The organism is Streptomyces misionensis (assembly GCF_900104815.1).
Taxonomy (GTDB): Bacteria; Actinomycetota; Actinomycetes; order Streptomycetales; family Streptomycetaceae; genus Streptomyces; species Streptomyces misionensis.
The window spans coordinates 4,522,911-4,541,484 of sequence record NZ_FNTD01000004.1 but is presented as its reverse complement, the minus strand read 5'-3'; the positions used below and the strand labels follow the sequence as shown (position 1 = coordinate 4,541,484).

Genomic DNA, 18,574 nt, shown 5'->3' with positions numbered 1-18,574 from the left:
CCCCGAACGGAAACCGCACAGCTCCTTCACCGCGTACGGTGGGGCCCCGCAGGAACCCGCACGAACACCGAGCGTCATGAGTGAAGGAACCATGCAGCGAGACGACCGAGCCCACCTGAGCCAGCGAACCAGGAACCTCCGCCGTGTTCTTGTCTGCGCGGCAGCCGTTCCCGCCTTGCTGATCACCGCGGCCTGCTCCTCCGACTCCGGCGACTCCAAGCCCAAGAGTGGCGACGGCGCGAGCGCCGGGCAGTCGGCGAGCCGCAGCGCGACGCCCTCCGCCAGCGCCACCCCGACCGTCGAGCCGGCCACGTACACGACGCTCCCGAACCCCTGCAAGGTGCTGTCGGACAAGACCCTGGGCGACCTGGTCCCCAAGGCCGACACCGCGGGCAAGAAGGGCAGTTCGGACGAACCGTCGTCCCGTTCCTCCTGCTCCTGGAGCAGCCTGGACAACAACGGCGTCAAGGGCTCCCAGTTCCGCTGGCTGAACGTCTCCCTGCTGCGCTTCGACTCCGACACCGCGCGCGGCTCCGCCAACACCCAGGCGCACGCGTACTTCGGCAACCAGGTCAAGGACTCCCAGTCGGTGGACGGCGGCACGAACGCCAAGGTCCAGCCGGTCTCCGGCGCCGGCGACGAGGCGACCGCGGTCCGCTACGACCTGAAGAAGAAGGAAGGCCTCTTCAAGCAGGAGACGATCGTCGCCCGGGTGCAGAACATCGTCGTCACCCTCGACTACAACGGCGCGGGCCTCGCGGGCGACAAGACCCCCGACGCCGACGACATCGCCAAGTCCGCGGAGAAGGCCGTCAAGGAGGTCGTGGCCTCGATCTCCTCCGCCGGCAAGGACAACTCCCCGGGCGGCTCGTCGGCGAGCCCCTCCTCGTCCGCCAAGTCGCCCTCGGCCGACGCTTCTTCGTCCAAGTCGCCCGACAAGAAGGGCTGACCGAACGGGCTTACGCCCGACCGGCGCCACGTGCCCCGCACACGTGTGCCACCCTGTTGCGTCGCAACAACAGGCAACGGGAGGGGAGTACGAGTGGCCGCGCCACCGCAGCTGACTCGGATGCACCGGATACTCATCGGCGTGGTCGTGGGCGGTGCCCTGATCATCGCGGGAATCGGTTTCGCCGGTTCCTACGCGGCCGTCCGTGAGCTGGCCTGGAAGAAGGGCTTCGGGAACTTCGCCTATGTGTTCCCGGTCGGCATCGACGCCGGCATCTGTGTCCTGCTCGCCCTGGACCTGCTGCTGACCTGGATCCGCATCCCCTTCCCGCTGCTGCGCCAGACGGCCTGGCTGCTGACGGCGGCGACGATCGCGTTCAACGGCGCCGCCGCCTGGCCGGACCCGCTGGGCGTCGGCATGCACGCGGTGATCCCGGTGCTCTTCGTCGTCTCCGTCGAGGCGGCCCGGCACGCCGTCGGCCGCATCGCCGACATCACGGCCGACAAGCACATGGAGGGCGTCCGGATCACCCGCTGGCTGCTCTCCCCGGTGCCGACGTTCCTGCTGTGGCGCCGCATGAAGCTCTGGGAGCTGCGCTCCTACGACCAGGTCATCAAGCTCGAACAGGAACGCCTCGTCTACCAGGCCCGGCTCCGTTCCCGCTTCGGCCGCGCCTGGCGCCGCAAGGCCCCGGTCGAGTCCCTGATGCCGCTGCGCCTGGCCCGCTACGGCGTCCCGCTGGCGGAGACGGCCCCCTCGGGCCTGCTGGCCGCGGGGATAGAACCGGTCCTGCTGCCCCCGGCGCCCACGGCCGAGCTGACGGCGGGGGTTCCGGCGGCGGCCGGTACCGGTGAGGGCCCGTCGGCCGGTGCCACCGCGCCCGCGGGGGCCGTACCCACGCGGCCGGCGCCCGCGCGGCCCGCCGCCGCGCCCGCCCCGCACGGCGAGCAGCGCCCCCCGGCCCCCGAGAGCCCCCCGGGCCCCCTGCCGGACGATCAGAGCCCCTGGTTCCAGGCCCCCCGCGAGGTCGAGTACCACGGCGACTACGACCCCACCTACGAGCCGCCCCCGGAGCCCCAGTACGAGCCGGAGGAGCAGTACGAGGACTGGTACGAGGACCAGCCGCCGGAGCAGTTCCAGCAGCCCTCCCCCGAGGAGACCGGCAGCTTCCCGATCCCGGTGAGCCCCAACCGCACCCGGGAACTGGGCGAGGGCGGCGGCTACCCCGAGCCCGAGCCGACCGAGGAGGACTACTACCAGGTCTTCCGCAAGTCGATAGACGGCAGCTACCCGACCGGCGCCCAGTTCAAGGACAACGTCGAGGCGACCTTCGGCATCGCCCTCCCGCTGGACCGGGCCAACCGCATGGTCGAGCACTTCAGCGAGCACCACGACGCACAGCTGCGGGAATACCCCATCGCCTAGGGAACGCGCGGACGCATCGCCGAAGAACGAGCGGACATGACGAAGGGGCCCTCCCGAAAGAGGGCCCCTTCCGCGCGTCCGCGTCACATCGGCGTCACTCGCCGAGCAGGCTCCGCACCCGCTCCTGGCCCACCGCCAGCAGCAGCGTGGGCAGCCGCGGCCCGGTGTCCCGGCCCACGAGCAGCTGGTACAGCAGCGCGAAGAAGGACCGCTGGGCGGTCTTGATCTCCGGCGGCAGCTCCTTCGGCGTCGCGTCCGCCGAGAACCCGGCCTGCACCTTCGGCACGCCGTACACGAGGTGCGTCAGCCCGTCCAGCGACCAGTGCTCGGCCAGGCCGTCGAGCAGCAGCCGCACGGACCGCTGCGACGCCTCGTCCAGCGACTTCAGCAGCTCGGCGTCCGGCTCCTCGCGCACGATGGTCCGCTGGTCCGCCGGCACGTGCGTGTTGATCCACGCCTCGGCCTTGTCGTACCGCGGGCGCGCCTCGTCCAGCGAGCCCAGCGGCCGCTCCGGGTCCAGCTCGGAGAGGATGCGCAGGGCCTGGTCCTCGTGGCCCGCCGTGATGTCGGCGACGGAGGCCAGCGTCCGGTACGGCAGCGGGCGCGCCGTCTTCGGCAGCTCACCGGCCGCCGTGCCCACCGCGCGGGTGTACGCGGCGACGTCGCCCGGCAGCGCGGAGCCGTCGGCGACCTTCGCGGCGAGCTTGTCCCACTCGTCGTAGAGCCGCTGGATCTCCTGGTCGAAGGCGATCTTGAAGGACTGGTTGGGCCGGCGGCGGGCGTACAGCCAGCGCAGCAGCTGCGGCTCCATGATCTTCAGCGCGTCCGCCGGGGTCGGCACGCCACCGCGCGAGGACGACATCTTGGCCATGCCGGAGATGCCGACGAAGGCGTACATCGGGCCGATGGGCTGCTTGCCGTCGAAGATGCCGACGATCTGCCCGCCCACCTGGAAGGACGACCCCGGCGAGGAGTGGTCGACACCGCTCGGCTCGAAGACCACGCCCTCGTAGGCCCAGCGCATCGGCCAGTCGACCTTCCAGACCAGCTTGCCGCGGTTGAACTCGGCGAGCCGGACGGTCTCGGTGAAGCCGCACTCGTTGCAGGTGTACGACAGCTCGGTGGTGTCGTCGTCGTACGAGGTGACCGTGGTCAGGTCCTTCTCGCAGTTGCCGCAGTACGGCTTGTACGGGAAGTACCCGGCGGAGCCGGAGGAGCCGTCGTCCTCGGACGCGGCGCCGGAACCCTCCTCGGCCTCCAGCTCGGCCTCGTCCACGGCCTTCTGCTGCTGCTTCTTGACCTTGGGCTTGGTGCGGTACTGGGCGAGGATCGCGTCGATGTCGCCCCGGTGCCTCATGGCGTGCAGGATCTGCTCGCGGTAGGCACCGGAGGTGTACTGCTCGGTCTGGCTGATCCCGTCGAACTCGACGCCCAGCTCGGCCAGCGACTCGACCATGGCGGCCTTGAAGTGCTCGGCCCAGTTCGGGTACGACGAGCCCTTCGGGGCCGGGACCGAGGTCAGCGGCTTGCCGATGTGCTCGGCCCAGGAGTCGTCGACGCCGGCGATGCCCGCCGGGACCTTGCGGTAGCGGTCGTAGTCGTCCCAGGAGATCAGGTGGCGGACCTGGTACCCGCGGCGGCGGATCTCGTCGGCGACCAAGTGCGGGGTCATGACCTCGCGCAGGTTGCCCAGGTGGATGGGGCCGGACGGGGAGAGGCCGGACGCGACCACGACCGGTTTGCCCGGGGCCCGGCGCTCCGACTCCTCGATGACCTCATCCGCGAAACGGGAGACCCAGTCGGTGGTCTCGGTGCTCTGAGCCACGATCGGCACGTCCTTCTTTCTCCATCGGGCAGCCGCAGCGGTCGCACGGCTGACCGCTCCATTGTCCCAGGCGGGGCCACATCCACGAAAACGGCTTTTCAACGCGTTGGACGGCCTTCCCGCGGGCCGCGTTCACCGGCGGACCGGAAAATTCGCTACACCCCCCGTGGGATACTGGGCGTGACCATCCATCCCCACGAGGAGAACGGCACTCCACCTATGGCCTCGGTCACGTCCCTCAGCGACTCCGTCCAGCAGCACCTCGCGTCCGCCCTCTCGGCCACCCTGCCGGAGGCCGCCGACGCGGACCCGCTGCTGCGACGAAGCGACCGGGCCGACTTCCAGGCCAACGGCATCCTGGCCCTCGCCAAGAAGGCGAAGGCCAACCCGCGCGAGCTGGCCACCCAGGTCGTCGCCCAGGTGACCACCGGTTCGGTGATCAAGGACATCGAGGTCTCCGGCCCCGGCTTCCTCAACATCACCGTCTCCGACCGGGCGATCACCGAGAACCTCGCCGCGCGGTACGCGGACGAGGCCGGCCGCCTCGGCGTCCCGTTCAGCGCGAACCCGGGCACCACGGTGATCGACTACGCGCAGCCGAACGTGGCCAAGGAGATGCACGTCGGCCACCTGCGCTCCGCGGTGATCGGCGACTCGGTCGTCCAGCTCCTGGAGTTCACCGGCGAGACCGTGGTCCGCCGCCACCACATCGGCGACTGGGGCACCCAGTTCGGCATGCTCATCCAGTACCTGGACGAGCACCCGCACGAGCTGGACCACAAGCGGTCCGCCGAGGACACCGCCGCCTCCGGCGAGGAGGCGATGTCCAACCTGGACCGCCTCTACAAGGCCGCCCGGGGGCTCTTCGACTCCGACGAGGAGTTCAAGACCCGCGCCCGCCGCAGGGTGGTCGACCTCCAGGCCGGCGACCCGCGCACGCTCGCGATCTGGCAGAAGTTCGTGGACGAGTCGAAGATCTACTTCTTCTCCGTCTTCGAGAAGCTGGACATGGAGATCCGGGACGCGGACATCGTCGGCGAGTCCGGGTACAACGACATGCTGGCCGAGACCTGCCGCCTGCTGGAGGAGTCCGGCGTCGCGGTCCGCTCCGAGGGCGCGCTCTGTGTCTTCTTCGACGACATCAAGGGCCCGGACGGCAACCCGGTGCCGCTGATCGTCCAGAAGTCCGACGGCGGCTACGGCTACGCGGCCACCGACCTCTCCGCGATCCGCGACCGCGTCTTCAACCTCAAGGCGAACACCCTCCTGTACGTGGTGGACGCGCGCCAGGCCCTGCACTTCCGGATGGTCTTCGAGACCGCCCGCCGGGCCGGCTGGCTGAACGACGACGTGACCGCCTACCAGCTGGCCTTCGGCACGGTCCTGGGCAAGGACGGCAAGCCGTTCAAGACGCGTGCGGGCGAGACGGTCCGTCTGGTCGACCTCCTCGACGAGGCCGTCGACCGCGCCTCGGCCGTGGTCCGCGAGAAGGCCCAGGACCTCTCGGAGGAGGAGATCGCCGAGCGGGGCGCCCAGGTGGGCATCGGCGCGGTGAAGTACGCGGACCTGTCGACGTCGGCGAACCGGGACTACAAGTTCGACCTGGACCAGATGGTCTCGCTCAACGGCGACACCTCCGTCTACCTCCAGTACGCCTACGCCCGCATCCAGTCCATCCTGCGCAAGGCCGGCGACACCCGTCCCGCCGCCCACCCCGAGCTGGACCTGGCGGCCGCGGAACGCGCCCTCGGCCTGCACGCGGACGCCTTCGCGGAGACGGTCGCCGAGGCCGCCAAGGACTTCGCCCCCCACAAGCTGACGGCCTACCTCTACCAGCTGGCCTCCCTCTACACGACCTTCTACGACAAGTGCCCGGTCCTGAAGGCCGAGACGCCCGCCCAGGTCGAGAACCGCCTCTTCCTGTGCGACGTCACGGCCCGCACCCTGCACCAGGGCATGTCCCTGCTGGGCATCAGGACCCCCGAGAAGCTCTGAGGACGAGCCGTCGGCGGCCGCGGAGTCCGTCTCCGCGGCCGTCCGGCCGTCACTGGCCCCCGTTGTCCTCCACCAGCTCCCGCGCCCGGCGGGTCACCGCCAGGCGTACCGAGTCCGGGGAGAGGACGCGCAGCGGGGTGCCCAGGGTGAGCAGGTAGCGGGCCAGGCCGTCCGGGTCGGGGCCGCCGATGTCGACGACGGTCGCGTCGGGGCCGTCGGGGCGGTGGGTACCGATGGTCGGGGGGATCAGACGGAGGGCCTCGGTGAGGGGCAGGGGGAGGCGGACGGTGGCCGAGAGGGGATAGGGGCCGTTCGCGATGTTGCGGGAGACCAGGTGGGCCGGGTCCGGGGGGTCGGTGAGGTCGGCCGGGTGACCGGTGGGCTGGAGGCGGTCGACGCGGTCCGCGCGGAAGGTGCGCCACGCGCCGCGCGCCACGTCCCGGGCGACCAGGTACCAGAGCCGTCCCGTGTGCACCAGCCGGTACGGGTCGATCTCCCGGACCGTGCAGCGGCCCTCGGCGTCCGTGTACGACAGTCTGGCCCGCTCCCCCCGCCGGCACGCGGCCGCCAGCTCCAGCAGCAGGCCGGGGCCGACCCCGGACCCGCCGGCGCCGGGCAGCCGGACGAAGGCGTCGTCCAGTTCGCCGAGGCGGTCCGCGATGCGGCGGGGCAGCACCTGGCGGAGCTTCAGCAGTGCCGACAGCGCGGCCTGGTCGCTGCCCACCGCCCGGTTGAGGGCCGCCTCGCTGAGGCCCACCGCCACGGCCAGCGCCTCCTCGTCGTCCAGGATCAGCGGGGGCACGCGGGTGCCGGCGCGCAGCCGGTAGCCGCCCCAGGGGCCCGCCTCGGAGTCGACCGAGTACCCGAGTTCACGCAGTCGCGCGACGTCCCGGCGGACCGTGCGGTCGGTGACCTTCAGGGACCGCGCCAGCTCGGCGCAGGTCCACGACGGCCGGGCGGACAACAGGGACAACAGGGACAGCAGTCGGGCGGACGCGGCTATCACGGGGTCATCACGCGCGGAAGTCTCGCACAGCCGCCGCACGACCAGGACCGTAACTGTCCTGGTCCCGTCGTAGCGTCCCGTTCATGACCACGAAGACCACTCCCGCCTTCCGCTACGCCGCCGTCACCTTCGACTGCGCCGACCCCCAGCGACTCGCCGCGTTCTACGGCGAGTCGCTGGGCTACCCGGTGCTCTTCTCCACCGACGACTTCGTCCTGCTCGGCAAGGAGGGCGCCGCCGGCCTCGGCTTCACCCGGATCGCCGACTACCGCCCGCCCACCTGGCCGGACCCCGCCCGCGAGAAGCAGGCCCACATCGAGCTGGGGGTGGACGACCTGGCCGAGGCGGAGCGGCGGCTGCTGGAACTCGGCGCCACCAAGCCGGAGTTCCAGCCGGGCGAGGGGCGGTGGACGGTGCTCCTCGACCCGGCCGGACACCCGTTCTGCATCACCACCCTGGCCTAGGGATCAGCTCGCCGTGCAGCTGAACGTCGGCCAGGTGGTGGAGCCGTTCTTCTGTACGGTCAGGCCCCAGTCGTTGCCGGTGCCGTTGGGCTTGGCGACCAGCACCTGGGCGCTGGGATAGCTGGCGGTCACGTTCCAGGTGGCCATGACCTTCTCGGGCGCCGGTACGTTCGCGGTGACGGTCCAGTTGCCGGAACCGCTCACCGAGACGTTGAGGTTGTACCGGTCGTCCCACACCTGGCCCGCGGTGACGGTCGCCGTACAGCCGCCGGTACCGCCGCCACCACCGCCCCCGCCCCCGCTTCCGCCGCCGTCCGGCGCGACGGCGCGGCCGGTCTGCGGGGAGATCATCCCGGCGCACATCCCGCGGCTCGCGAGGTTCTGGGCGATCCGCGGGATGGCGGCCAGGGTGTTGGCCGGCCACTCGTGCATGAGGATGACCTGGCCGTTGCCGAGCCGGGAGACCGCCTGGACGATGGCGTCCGTACTGGCGCCGTTCCAGTCCCCCGAGTCGACGTCCCAGATCACCTCGGTGAGGCCGTACTTGGCCTCGACGGCCTTCAGCGTCGCGTTGGTCTCCCCGTACGGCGGCCGGAACAGTTTCGGCGTTCCGCCGCCGGCGCTCGCGATGGCCTGCTGGGTGCGGGAGATCTCCGAGTCGATCTGGTCCTGGCTCATCTGGACGAGGTGCGGGTGGGTGTAGCTGTGGTCGCCCACCCACATCCCGGCGTCGACCTCGGCCTTGACCTGCGCCGGGTACGAGGCCGCGTACTGGCCCTCGTTGAACATGGTGGCCCGCAGCCCGTTCTGCTTGAGCGCGTTGAGGACGGCCGGTGTGTGGTCGTTGGACGGGCCGTCGTCGAAGGTGAGTCCGACGTATCCGGAGCAGGTGGCGGCCTGCGACGGCGCGGCTCCGACGGTCAGGGTGCCCGCGGTCGCGGCCGCGAGGGCGGCGGTGACGGCGAGGGCGAGTCTGGCGGTGCGCATGCGTGTTCCTCCTTGGGACCGGGGCGTCAGCTCGCCGAGCAGGACACCGTGGGCCAGGTCGTACTGCCGTTCTTCTGGATGGTCACGCCCCAGTTGTTGCCGTTGCCGTTGGGTTTGGCGACGAGCACCTGGCTGCTGGGATAGTTGGCGCTGACGTTCCAGGTGGCCATGACCTTCTCCGGGGAGGGCACGTTCATCGTCACCGTCCAGTTGCTGGAGCCGCTGACCGAGACGTTGAGGTTGTACCGGTCGTCCCACGACTGCCCGGCCGTGATGGTCGCCGTGCAGCCCCCGGTGCCACCGCCGCCGCCACCGCCACCGCCGCCCGAACCCGAGCTGTCCAGCGTGATGTTGGAGTTGCCGCTGCTCTGGTAACCCTCGGTCGCCATGATCATGTAGTAGTTGAAGCTGCCCAGGTTCATCCCGTGGGCGGCCCAGGCGTCGAAGTGGTTGCCGGTGGTGATGGTGCCGCCGGTCCGCTTGGTCTGCCGTACGCTCCAGTACTGGTTGAACGTCTTGGTGCCCTCCACCGACGGCGCGTTGGTGCGGGTCGTCTCGTAGATGTCGTACGTCCCGCCGTCACTGGTGACGGTGCCCTTGTAGGTGCCGGTGGGCCGGTAGGTGCCCCAGTTGTCGACGATGTAGTACTCGACCAGCGGGTTGGACGTCCAGCCGTACAGCGAGAGGTACGCGTTGCCGGACGGGTTGAAGGTGCCGGAGTAGGTGACGGACCGGCGCCCGCCGTTGCTCCAGCCCTTGCCCGCCACGAAGTTGCCGACGTTGCTCCAGTTGGTGCTGTAGTTGCCCGCGGAGCCCAGGTTCATGGAGACGGAGCCGCCGCCGTCGGTCCAGAACGAGTAGTAGTAGCCGTTGTTGGTGCCGGTCTGGTTCGTGGTGATGACCGTGTCGGCAGTGGCGATCCCGGTGCCGGGCAGGGTCAGCGCCCCCACGGCGAGCAGGACGACGGCGCAGGCACCTCTGAAGAGCGAGGTGAGGCGGCCCAGCGGACCGCGTTCTCTTCGGCTGCGGATCTTCATGGACGTGCTTCCTCCTCATGGAACGGGGTGGGGCCGGATGAGGGTGGAGCGACGCGCTGCGCGATGGGGCATCAGTGTTGGGTCGCCGGTAAGGACAGTCAATGGTTTCGGTAGAAATTTCGAAACATTCGCTTCATCAAGTCGTAACGTCTCCAGGGATATTGGCAGGTGAGACCGCGATTCAGAGGGGTGTCACAGGTTCCGCAGAACCTCGGGAGACGACACGACGGGAATGGCCTGAGCGCGTGTCGAAAGTTTCGAAACCATGGGGCGGTGCGTTGTCAGACCCTGCCCCTACAGTCACCGGCATGGCGACTCTTCCCAACCCGCTGCCCAGGCTGGCCACCGAGCCCAGCGGGCGTTCCCTGGGGCTCCAACTGCCGCCGGGCAGGCTGATCGAGACCGGCGACGGCCCGCACCACGAACCCCTGTGCTGGCTCGCGGACAAGCCGGCCGCCCCCGGCACCTGGACCGCGCTCGGCGCACCGGCCGCCCGGGTCGGCCTGCTGCCGGTGTTCGTGGAGACCGCGGGCACCGAGGGCGGCCCGGAGAACTGGACATTCCTGCCCCAGCACACGTCCTATCCCGGCGACCACGACCCGGAGGACGTCCTCGCCGGACACTGGGAGACGGACTGGGAGGACGAGGAACTCGGCGACATGCTGGCCCCGTTCGCGGCCGACTGGCCCGGGACCGCCCCCGCCAGGAGGCTCACCGTCGACCCGGGCACCTGCGCGGCGCGCGCCGCCGACGAACTGACCGCGGACGAGCACCAGTCCGTGTTCCCCGCGCCCCGTCTCGCCCTCGTCCCCGCCCGGCGCTCCGCCGACATCCCGGCCGCGCTCGGCTGGAGCGGCCCGGTGAACCACGACGGTGACGTGGCCCGGCTCTGCGCGGTCCTGCGCTCCTGGGAGGACCGGTTCGGCATACGGGTCGTCGCCCTCGGCTTCGACGCGCTGCTGCTGTCCGTGGCCGCCCCGCCGGCCGACCTGGCCGAGGCCGAGGCCGTCGCGGCGGAGCACTTCGCGTTCTGCCCGGACAACGTCATGCAGGGCACCGGCACCCTGCGCGCCTACGCGAAGGAGCTGGTCGGCGAGACCACCTGGTTCTTCTGGTGGGACTGACCAGGGACGGAAGCCGACGGGGGGGACCGGGTCACTGCTGCGCGGGCGCCCACTTCTCCCCGCCCAGCGGAAAGGCGTACGCGGGCCGCCCGTTGTTGCCGCTGGTGCGGAAGGGCCGCCCCTTGTCGCCGATCTCCAGGGTGCCGTGCCGCCCGCCGCTGGACCAGGACAGCTCCAGGTACCAGCTGACGTCGTACGCCGACGCGTCCGCCGTGATGTAGAAGACCTCCGGGTCCGACTCGCTCACGCTGAACGGGAAGCCGCGCTGTCCGGCCACCGGCTGGACGGCCGGGCGTACGGCGTCCAGGGCGACGGTGAAGGAGTTGGTGGGCACCCCGGCGCCGCAGCCGACGCCCGGGTAGCCCATGGCGTAGTCGTTCCAGGCGAGCGGCGCCCGCTTGCCCGCCATCCGTACCGACAGCCCCTCCAGCACCACGGTGTCCCGCCCGCTGCCCTGCACGGTGAGCGTGACGAACTGCTCCCCGGCCGACACCGCCTGGTGCACGGCGACCCACGCGGGCGCGCCGTTCTCGCTGGGCGGCGGGTTCACGTCCTCGGGCGGCCGGTTGATCAGGTAGTGCTGTGAGCAGGGGCTTTCCCAGGAGTACGGGTGCGTGGTCACCGTGAGGGGGGCCGCCGAGGCGGGCGCCTGGCCGCTCGTGTCCGGGGGCGCGCTCGTGGCGGCGTCCGGTCCGTCGGCGTTGCCCGGGGTCGCGGAGGCGGAGGGGTGCCGGGCGGACGCCGAGGCGGAGGGCGAACGGCTGCCCCGGGGCCGGCTCGGGCCCGCACCGGTCGCCGGCACCCGGTCCGACGCGGCGACCGCCGCGGGATCGGCGCCCTTGCCATCGTTGTCCTGGTCCCCGCCGGGCACGACCAGCGCGACCGCCACGGCACCGAGTACGGCGGCACCGGCCACGGCGGCCAGCAGGGCGGGACGACGGCGGCGGGCACGGGGAGCGGGCGGGACGGGCTCCGGCGCCGGGCCGCCCGCCGGTGCCGCCACGGACCCCGGCGCCGGTTCCGGGGCGGGGCCGGAGGCGGGCGCCGATCGCGGACCGGCCTCCTCCGCGGAGGTCCCGGCACCCTCTTCCGTACCGGAAACCTCTTCCGTCACTTCTGCCTTGGCAACCTCGGCCGTCAAACCCTCACCGGCAGGCGCCTTCTGCCCCCGCCGCGCATCCGCCAGCACCCAGCTCCGGTGCAGTGCGACGAGCTCCTCGGGCGTCGCCCCGCACAGCCGGGCCATGCGTTCCACGGGCGCGTAGTCCGTCGGTACCGCGTCCCCGTTGCAGTAGCGGTGCAGCGTGGACGTACTCATGTGGAGCCGTTTGGCGAGCATGCCGTAGCTGTGTCCGGAGCGGTTCTTCAACTCCCGCAACAGCTCGGCGAATCCGGTCCCCCCGGCGCTTTCCGACACGGTCCTTCCCCTCCCCTGTCCCGTTCCCCCGTTCCAGGGAAGGGACGTTCTTGCAGGTCACAGCCCGTTTGACCGTTCCAGCGTCCCGGATGCTCCGCCGGGGCTGGCGGGCGGGACGAACAGCCCCGCAGGCTGTGGACATCCAAGCACTCCACGACCAGGAATCGAGAAGCGCCATGCTCAACTCCCGTATGCGCCGCACCCGTACGCCGCTGCTCGCCGTCGCCGGCGCCGCCCTCGCCGCCCTCGCCCTCACGGCGTGCGACAGCGGTACGGGTACCCAGGACGAGGGTGCGGCCAAGCACTCCCCGTCGGCGACCACGAGCGAGGGAACGCCGAACGCCAACCAGCCGTCCGCCGACGCGAAGGGCGGGCAGGACGGAACGGGGGCGAAGGACGGGGCCGGCTCCGGCACCTCCTCGACCGGCCGCGCGAGCGCCAAGCAGTCCTCCGCCGGCACCCACCGCGGCTCCTCCGGCTCCGGCTCGGGTTCCGGCGGCGCCTCCGAGCCGTGGGACCCCGCCAACCGGGTACTGTGCAACGGCTCCAACACCCGCGTCACCGCGCAGCTCCAGTCCCGTCCGCTCAACCACATGCTGCTCACGGTCACGAACACCGGCTCGAAGTACTGCGACCTGACGTACTACCCGGTGCTGCGTTTCGACGGGATGCAATGGGCGCCGCAGGCGGACGAGTCGACCCACCCGCAGGCGGTGACCACCCTCGCGCCCGGCAAGTCGGGTTACGCGGAGGTCCGGCTGTCCGCCGCCGACGGCAGCGGCGACGGCGGCACGACGGGCCGCCGGCTGACCGTGTACTTCCAGGGCAAGACGCCGCAGAGCGACGGCGGCGCGACGGCCAACCCGACGCTGCCCGCGAAGGGCGTGTACTACGACAGCTCGCTGGAGGTCACCTACTGGCAGAGCGACCTGTCCGGCATCTCCAGCTGGTGACCCGGCCCCTCCGGACCCCGCCGGGAGGCGCTCTAGTAGGCGATGGAGATGTGCGCGCGGGGATGCGCGTCGCGCTCGATCTCGTCCACGACGGCGAGCGCGAAGTCGGCGCCGGAGATCTCCGACCCGCCCTGGTCGTCGTAGAACGCGACGTCCCCGCCGACGCGGTAGGTCCCGGTCCGCTCGCCGGCGGCCCAGGAGCCGTAGCCGGCCGCCGGGGAGACCAGGGTCCAGTCGAGCGAGGCGGGCGCGGAGCCGGAGAGCCATTCCCGTACCGCGTCCATCTCGCGCGCCTCGGAGCGGAACTGCTCGGGGACGTCCCCCTCGGCGAACCGGGGCTCGCCCGGCGCGCGGCGCAGCGAGGAGAACCCGCCGATGACGATCAGCCGGGCACCGTCGGCGGCCGCCGCGGCGGCGACGTCCTGGTAGAGGCCGAGCAGCCGGCCGACCAGGTCACCGCGCGGCGACAGGGCCGCGACGACCGCGTCGTGGCCGGGGACCAGCCGTACGGCGTCCTCGGCAGGGCCGTGGGTGTACGTCACCCCGTCCACCGGGGCCTTGGGCGCCGACCGTGAGTACGACGCCACCTGGTGGCCCCGGGACACGGCCTCCGCGGCGATGTTCGCGCCCGTGTAGCCGGTCCCACCGATGATCAGGATCTTGCTCACGGGCCGCTCCCGCCGGTCGGGGTCAGCGCCAGCCGAGGGCGGGCGCGACATGGGTGAGGATGTTCTCCAGGACATGACTGTTGTAGTCCACGCCGAGCTGGTTCGGCACGGTCAGCAGCAGCGTGTCGGCCTCGGCGATCGCCTCGTCCCCGGCCAGCTGCTCGATCAGGGCGTCCGGCTCGGCGGCGTAGGTGCGGCCGAAGATCGCCCGGGTGTCGGCATCGAGGTAGCCGATGCTGTCGCTGCTGTCGCCGTCACGGCCGAAGTAGGCGCGGTCACGGTCGTCGGTGAGGGCGAAGATGCTGCGCGAGACGGACACGCGCGGCTCGCGCTGCCAGCCGGCCTCGGCCCAGGCCTTGCGGAAGGCCCGGATCTGCGCCGCCTGCTGGACGTGGAACGGCGCACCGCCCTCGTCGTCCTTGACGGTCGAGCTCATCAGGTTCATGCCGAGCCCGGCGGCCCAGGCGGCGGTGGCGTTGGAGCCCGCACCCCACCAGATGCGGTCGCGCAGTCCCTCGGAGTGCGGCTCGATGCGCAGCAGCCCCGGCGGGTTGGCGAACATCGGGCGCGGGTTCGGCTCGGCGAAGCCCTTGCCCTGGAGCACCATCAGCAGCACCTCTGTGTGCTTGCGGGCCATGTCGGCGTCGGTCTCGCCCTCGCCGGGCGCGTACCCGAAGTACCGCCACCCGTCGACGACCTGTTCCGGTGAGCCGCGGCTGACGCCGAGCTGGAGCCGGCCGCCGGAGATGAGGTCGGCGGCGCCGGCGTCCTCGGCCATGTACATGGGGTTCTCGTACCGCATGTCGATCACGCCGGTGCCGATCTCGATGCGCGAGGTCTTCGCGCCGATCGCGGAGAGCAGCGGGAACGGCGAGCCCAGCTGCCGGGCGAAGTGGTGCACGCGGAAGTACGCCCCGTCGGCCCCGAGCTCCTCGGCGGCCACGGCGAGGTCGATGGACTGCAACAGCGTGTCCTTGGCGCTGCGGGTCCGCGAGTGCGGGCTGTCGGCCCAGTGGCCGAAGGAGAGGAATCCGATGCGTTTCATGCCGGGTGAACAGCACCCCAAACTAATTGATTCCTCAACCATCGACATCGACGCCATGGAGTCCCTGGAGACCACGGACCCCATGGAGCGACGACGGCCGGGCCCGCCCGGGACGCTCCCCGTCCCGGGACAGCACACCTAGCGCAGCTGCCGGGCCACCTCGGTCGCCCAGTACGTGAGGATGTTGCGCGCGCCGGCCCGCTTGATGCCGGTCAGCGTCTCCAGGATGGCGCGGTCCCGGTCCACCCAGCCCTTCTCGGCGGCGGCCTCGATCATCGCGTACTCGCCGGAGATCTGGTACGCGGCGACGGGGACGTCCACGGCGTCCGCGACCCGGGCGAGGATGTCGAGGTAGGGTCCGGCCGGCTTGACCATCACCATGTCCGCGCCCTCGGCGAGGTCCAGCTCCAGCTCCCGCAGGGACTCGCGCCAGTTGGCGGGGTCCTGCTGGTACGTCTTGCGGTCGCCGCGGAGCGAGGAGGCGACGGCCTCGCGGAAGGGGCCGTAGAAGGCGGAGGAGTACTTGGCGGTGTAGGCGAGGATCGCCACGTCCTCGCGGCCGATCTGGTCGAGCGCGTCGCGGATGACGCCGATCTGACCGTCCATCATCCCGCTGGGGCCGACGATGTGGGCGCCGGCGTCGGCCTGGACCTGGGCCATCTCGGCGTACCGCTCCAGGGTGGCGTCGTTGTCGACACGGCCCTCGGCGTCCAGCACCCCGCAGTGCCCGTGGTCGGTGAACTCGTCCAGGCACAGGTCGGACATGACGAGGAGGTCGTCGCCGACCTCGGCGCGCACGTCGCGCAGGGCGACCTGGAGAATGCCGTCGGGGTCGGTCCCGGCCGTGCCCTGACCGTCCTTCTTGCCCTCCTCCGGCACGCCGAAGAGCATGATCCCGGAGACTCCCGCCGCCACGGCGTCCAGCGCCGCCTTCTTCAGGCTGTCGCGGGTGTGCTGCACGACACCGGGCATGGTCGCGATCGGCACCGGCTCGCTGACGCCCTCGCGGATGAACGCGGGCAGGATCAGGTCGGCGGGGTGCAGGCGCGTCTCGGCGACCATCCGCCGCATGACGGGCGTCGTCCGCAGCCGCCGGGGACGCGTACCGGGGAAGGATCCGTACTTCGTCATGCCTTCTACGCTACGCCCGCGCACCCCCCGCCTTTACCGACGCACTGTCGGCCCCGCGGCGCCCCATTGAGGGGCAAACCGGAACGCCGATACCGAGTTTTTGCGCCCCCCTGGCCATCTCTGGATCCGCACGCCTCCCCAGCGTTCTACGCGCGTGGTGTCATGCACCCGACACCCACCCTCTGCCTCCCAAAAGGAGCCGCGCAATGCTGCGGAAGGCCCTCACCCGCGCCGCCGTCGCCCTCGCCGCCGGTACCGCCGTCGCCGTCGCCGCCGTACCCGCGAACGCGGCGAGCTACTCGGCGTTCGCCTTCTCCCAGGCCGGCGCCGGCCAGCCCACCATCTACGACTTCATCAACTCGGCCACCACCAAGCTCGACATGACGATGTACGAGCTGGAGGACACGACGGCCGTCAACGACCTCGTCGCGCTGGAGAAGAAGGGGGTCACCGTCCGGGTCGTCCTGGACCAGGCGCACAAGACTGCGAACAACTCGGCGTACACGGCGCTGAAGAACGCGGGCGCCGGCGTGGTCTGGTCGTCCACCGCGTACGTCTACACCCACCAGAAGACGATCACCGTGGACGGCACCAAGTCCCTCGTCTTGACGGGCAATCTGACCTCGCAGTACTACTCGACCAGCCGGGATTACGGGGTGTTCACCGACGACACCCGCGACGTCGCCGCGATCGAGAAGGTCTTCGACGCCGACTACGCCGGCACCTCGGTCACCCCCACCGACGGCGACCACCTGCTGTGGTCCCCCACCGACTCGCGCAGCCGGCTGGTGTCCTTCATCAACGCGGCGACCAAGACGCTCGACGTGCAGGAGCTGGAGTTCAGCGACAGCACCGTCGTCAACGCGATCGTGGCCCGCGCCAAGGCGGGCGTGAAGGTCCGCGTCGTGCTCGAAGACCCGTCCAGCTACGCCAGCGAGGTCTCGGCGATCAAGGCGGCGGGCGGCACGGTCGTCGGCTACTCCGACCCCAACGGCTTCTACATCCACGCCAAGGCGATGGTCGCCGACTACGGGCTCGCGACCCAGGAGGTCGAGGCGGGCTCCATGAACATCAGCAGCAACTCCCTCGCCAACAACCGGGAGCTGGGCATCATCCTGACCGGCACGGGCGTGGCCCAGCCGGCCGCGCAGACCATCGAGACGACGTTCGACGGCGACTACGCGGGCGGTACGGCGGCGTAACCGCACGACGGCACACCGACGGCCCGGGTGAGGCGGCGACTACCGCCCCGCCCGGGCCGGTCGTTTTCCGCCCCGTCCAAGACCACTTAGTCCAGACGGTTTACATATCGTTTATGCGTCCCTACCCTCCGAAGGTGGGAGCGCTCCCATCGGTCTGTATGTCATGACCATGATCACGACATCCACCCAACCCGATCTGCGAAAGGTCACTCCTCCCCCATGATCAGACGCAGCAGAACGTCGGCGCTGCTGGCAGCAGTCGCCACCATGCTCTCCGCGTTAGGGCTGGTCTTCCTCGGTACGGGATCCGCGTCGGCCCACGGCGTCGCCATGTTCCCCGGGTCGCGCACCTACCTCTGCTACAAGGACGCCATCACTAGCACCGGAGCGGTCGACCCGACCAACCCGGCCTGTGCGGCGGCCATCGCGCAGAGCGGTGCCACCTCGCTCTACAACTGGTTCGCGGTGCTGGACTCCAACGCCGCCGGCCGGGGCCAGGGTTATGTGCCGGACGGCACCATCTGCAGCGCCGGGAACAAGTCGCCGTACGACTTCAGCGGCTACAACCTGGCCCGCAACGACTGGCCGAAGACGCATCTGACCTCGGGCTCCACCATCCAGCTCCAGTACAGCAACTGGGCCGCGCACCCGGGTGACTTCCGGGTCTACATCACCAAGCAGGGCTGGTCGCCGACCACTCCGCTCGCCTGGTCGGACCTCCAGCTCGTCTCGACCACCACCAACCCGCCGGCGTCCGGCTCCCCGGGCACGGACGGCGGCCACTACTACTGGAACCAGACGCTGCCCTCCGGCCGGTCGGGCGACGCGCTGATGTTCATCCAGTGGGTGCGCTCGGACAGCAACGAGAACTTCTTCTCCTGCTCCGACATCGTCTTCGACGGCGGCCACGGCGAGGTGACGGGCATCCGCGACAGCGGCGGCACGACCACCCCGCCCCCGGACGGCGGCGGCGGCACGACCCCGCCGCCCACCGGCGGAACCGGCTCCTGCATGGCCACGTACAACGTGGACAGCTCCTGGAGCGGCGGCTTCCAGGCCACCGTCACGGTCATGAACCACGGCGACTCGGCCATCAACGGCTGGCACGTCGGCTGGACACCCGGCAGCGGCACGACGATCGGCAGCGTGTGGAGCGGCGTCCTGTCCTCCGGCTCGGGCGGCGCGGTGACGGTCGGCAACGCCGCGTACAACGGCACCATCCCGGCGGGCGGCACGACGACGTTCGGCTTCACGGCGACGTCATCGGGCAACAACCTCCCCGCGGGCAGCATGAGCTGCACGACCCCGTAACACGACCCGGCCTGCGGCCACCGCCTGGCGGCGAC

Annotated in this window: 16 protein-coding genes; 8 read left to right on the top strand and 8 right to left on the bottom strand. The window is 71.0% G+C overall.

The features are described from left to right. Nucleotides 1-175: 175 nt before the first annotated feature. Both BLW85_RS22285 and BLW85_RS22280 read left to right on the top strand, forming a co-directional pair. On the top strand, nucleotides 176-949 hold the full coding sequence (locus BLW85_RS22285) for a DUF3558 family protein (protein ID WP_070025273.1): 774 nt from the start codon (nucleotides 176-178) through the stop codon (nucleotides 947-949). 120 nt (nucleotides 950-1,069) lie between these two features. Continuing rightward, complete coding sequence (locus BLW85_RS22280) at nucleotides 1,070-2,374, top strand: DUF2637 domain-containing protein (RefSeq protein ID WP_208624887.1); 1,305 nt, start codon at nucleotides 1,070-1,072, stop codon at nucleotides 2,372-2,374. Between the two features lie 94 nt (nucleotides 2,375-2,468). Here the strand turns inward: BLW85_RS22280 and lysS are convergent, their stop codons facing one another. After that, entirely contained in the window at nucleotides 2,469-4,208 is a 1,740-nt protein-coding gene (gene lysS, locus BLW85_RS22275) for a lysine--tRNA ligase (RefSeq protein ID WP_070025272.1), read from the bottom strand. 210 nt (nucleotides 4,209-4,418) lie between these two features. Between lysS and argS the strand changes: the two genes are divergently transcribed. Next, nucleotides 4,419-6,194, top strand: a complete 1,776-nt coding sequence (gene argS, locus BLW85_RS22270; protein WP_070025271.1) for an arginine--tRNA ligase — start codon at nucleotides 4,419-4,421, stop codon at nucleotides 6,192-6,194. Between the two features lie 49 nt (nucleotides 6,195-6,243). Here argS and BLW85_RS22265 read toward each other — a convergent pair whose 3' ends face one another. Further along, nucleotides 6,244-7,200, bottom strand: a complete 957-nt coding sequence (locus BLW85_RS22265; protein ID WP_074992948.1) for a helix-turn-helix transcriptional regulator — start codon at nucleotides 7,198-7,200, stop codon at nucleotides 6,244-6,246. A gap of 83 nt (nucleotides 7,201-7,283) precedes the next feature. Here BLW85_RS22265 and BLW85_RS22260 point away from each other — a divergent pair, with 83 nt between their 5' ends. Further along, complete coding sequence (locus tag BLW85_RS22260; protein ID WP_070025269.1) at nucleotides 7,284-7,664, top strand: VOC family protein; 381 nt, start codon at nucleotides 7,284-7,286, stop codon at nucleotides 7,662-7,664. Nucleotides 7,665-7,667: 3 nt separating this feature from the next. On the opposite strand, the gene BLW85_RS22255 is transcribed toward BLW85_RS22260, so the two are convergent. Next, nucleotides 7,668-8,651: a polysaccharide deacetylase family protein gene (locus tag BLW85_RS22255; protein WP_074992947.1), complete on the bottom strand. Its 984-nt coding sequence runs from the start codon at nucleotides 8,649-8,651 to the stop codon at nucleotides 7,668-7,670. A 26-nt stretch (nucleotides 8,652-8,677) separates the two neighbouring features. Further along, entirely contained in the window at nucleotides 8,678-9,688 is a 1,011-nt protein-coding gene (locus BLW85_RS22250) for a glycoside hydrolase family 11 protein (protein ID WP_074992946.1), read from the bottom strand. Between the two features lie 308 nt (nucleotides 9,689-9,996). On the opposite strand from BLW85_RS22250, the gene BLW85_RS22245 reads away from it, so the two are divergent. Then, the gene (locus BLW85_RS22245; RefSeq protein WP_074992945.1) at nucleotides 9,997-10,812 is read left to right on the top strand and encodes a DUF4253 domain-containing protein; all 816 of its coding nucleotides are present in this window, start codon (nucleotides 9,997-9,999) and stop codon (nucleotides 10,810-10,812) included. A 31-nt stretch (nucleotides 10,813-10,843) separates the two neighbouring features. Here BLW85_RS22245 and BLW85_RS22240 read toward each other — a convergent pair whose 3' ends face one another. Continuing rightward, the gene (locus BLW85_RS22240) at nucleotides 10,844-12,229 is read right to left on the bottom strand and encodes a transcriptional regulator (RefSeq protein ID WP_074992944.1); all 1,386 of its coding nucleotides are present in this window, start codon (nucleotides 12,227-12,229) and stop codon (nucleotides 10,844-10,846) included. 176 nt (nucleotides 12,230-12,405) lie between these two features. Here BLW85_RS22240 and BLW85_RS22235 point away from each other — a divergent pair, with 176 nt between their 5' ends. Next, nucleotides 12,406-13,182: a DUF4232 domain-containing protein gene (locus BLW85_RS22235; protein ID WP_244174902.1), complete on the top strand. Its 777-nt coding sequence runs from the start codon at nucleotides 12,406-12,408 to the stop codon at nucleotides 13,180-13,182. Nucleotides 13,183-13,214: 32 nt separating this feature from the next. Here BLW85_RS22235 and BLW85_RS22230 read toward each other — a convergent pair whose 3' ends face one another. The 3 genes from BLW85_RS22230 to hemB all read right to left on the bottom strand — a co-directional run bounded on the left by BLW85_RS22230 (nucleotide 13,215) and on the right by hemB (nucleotide 16,026). After that, nucleotides 13,215-13,850, bottom strand: a complete 636-nt coding sequence (locus BLW85_RS22230) for an NAD(P)-dependent oxidoreductase (RefSeq protein WP_070025264.1) — start codon at nucleotides 13,848-13,850, stop codon at nucleotides 13,215-13,217. Nucleotides 13,851-13,872: 22 nt separating this feature from the next. Further along, nucleotides 13,873-14,895 carry an LLM class flavin-dependent oxidoreductase gene (locus BLW85_RS22225; RefSeq protein ID WP_070025263.1) on the bottom strand — a complete coding sequence of 341 codons (1,023 nt, stop codon included), beginning with the start codon at nucleotides 14,893-14,895 and terminating at the stop codon, nucleotides 13,873-13,875. Between the two features lie 138 nt (nucleotides 14,896-15,033). After that, entirely contained in the window at nucleotides 15,034-16,026 is a 993-nt protein-coding gene (gene hemB / locus BLW85_RS22220; protein WP_074992943.1) for a porphobilinogen synthase, read from the bottom strand. A 206-nt stretch (nucleotides 16,027-16,232) separates the two neighbouring features. Between hemB and BLW85_RS22215 the strand changes: the two genes are divergently transcribed. Together BLW85_RS22215 and BLW85_RS22210 are read left to right on the top strand one after the other, a co-directional pair. Further along, nucleotides 16,233-17,228, top strand: coding sequence for a phospholipase D-like domain-containing protein (locus BLW85_RS22215; protein ID WP_074992942.1), 996 nt, complete (start codon nucleotides 16,233-16,235; stop codon nucleotides 17,226-17,228). A gap of 219 nt (nucleotides 17,229-17,447) precedes the next feature. Beyond that, nucleotides 17,448-18,539 carry a lytic polysaccharide monooxygenase auxiliary activity family 9 protein gene (locus tag BLW85_RS22210; RefSeq protein WP_070022623.1) on the top strand — a complete coding sequence of 364 codons (1,092 nt, stop codon included), beginning with the start codon at nucleotides 17,448-17,450 and terminating at the stop codon, nucleotides 18,537-18,539. The last annotated feature ends 35 nt before the right edge of the window (nucleotides 18,540-18,574 follow it).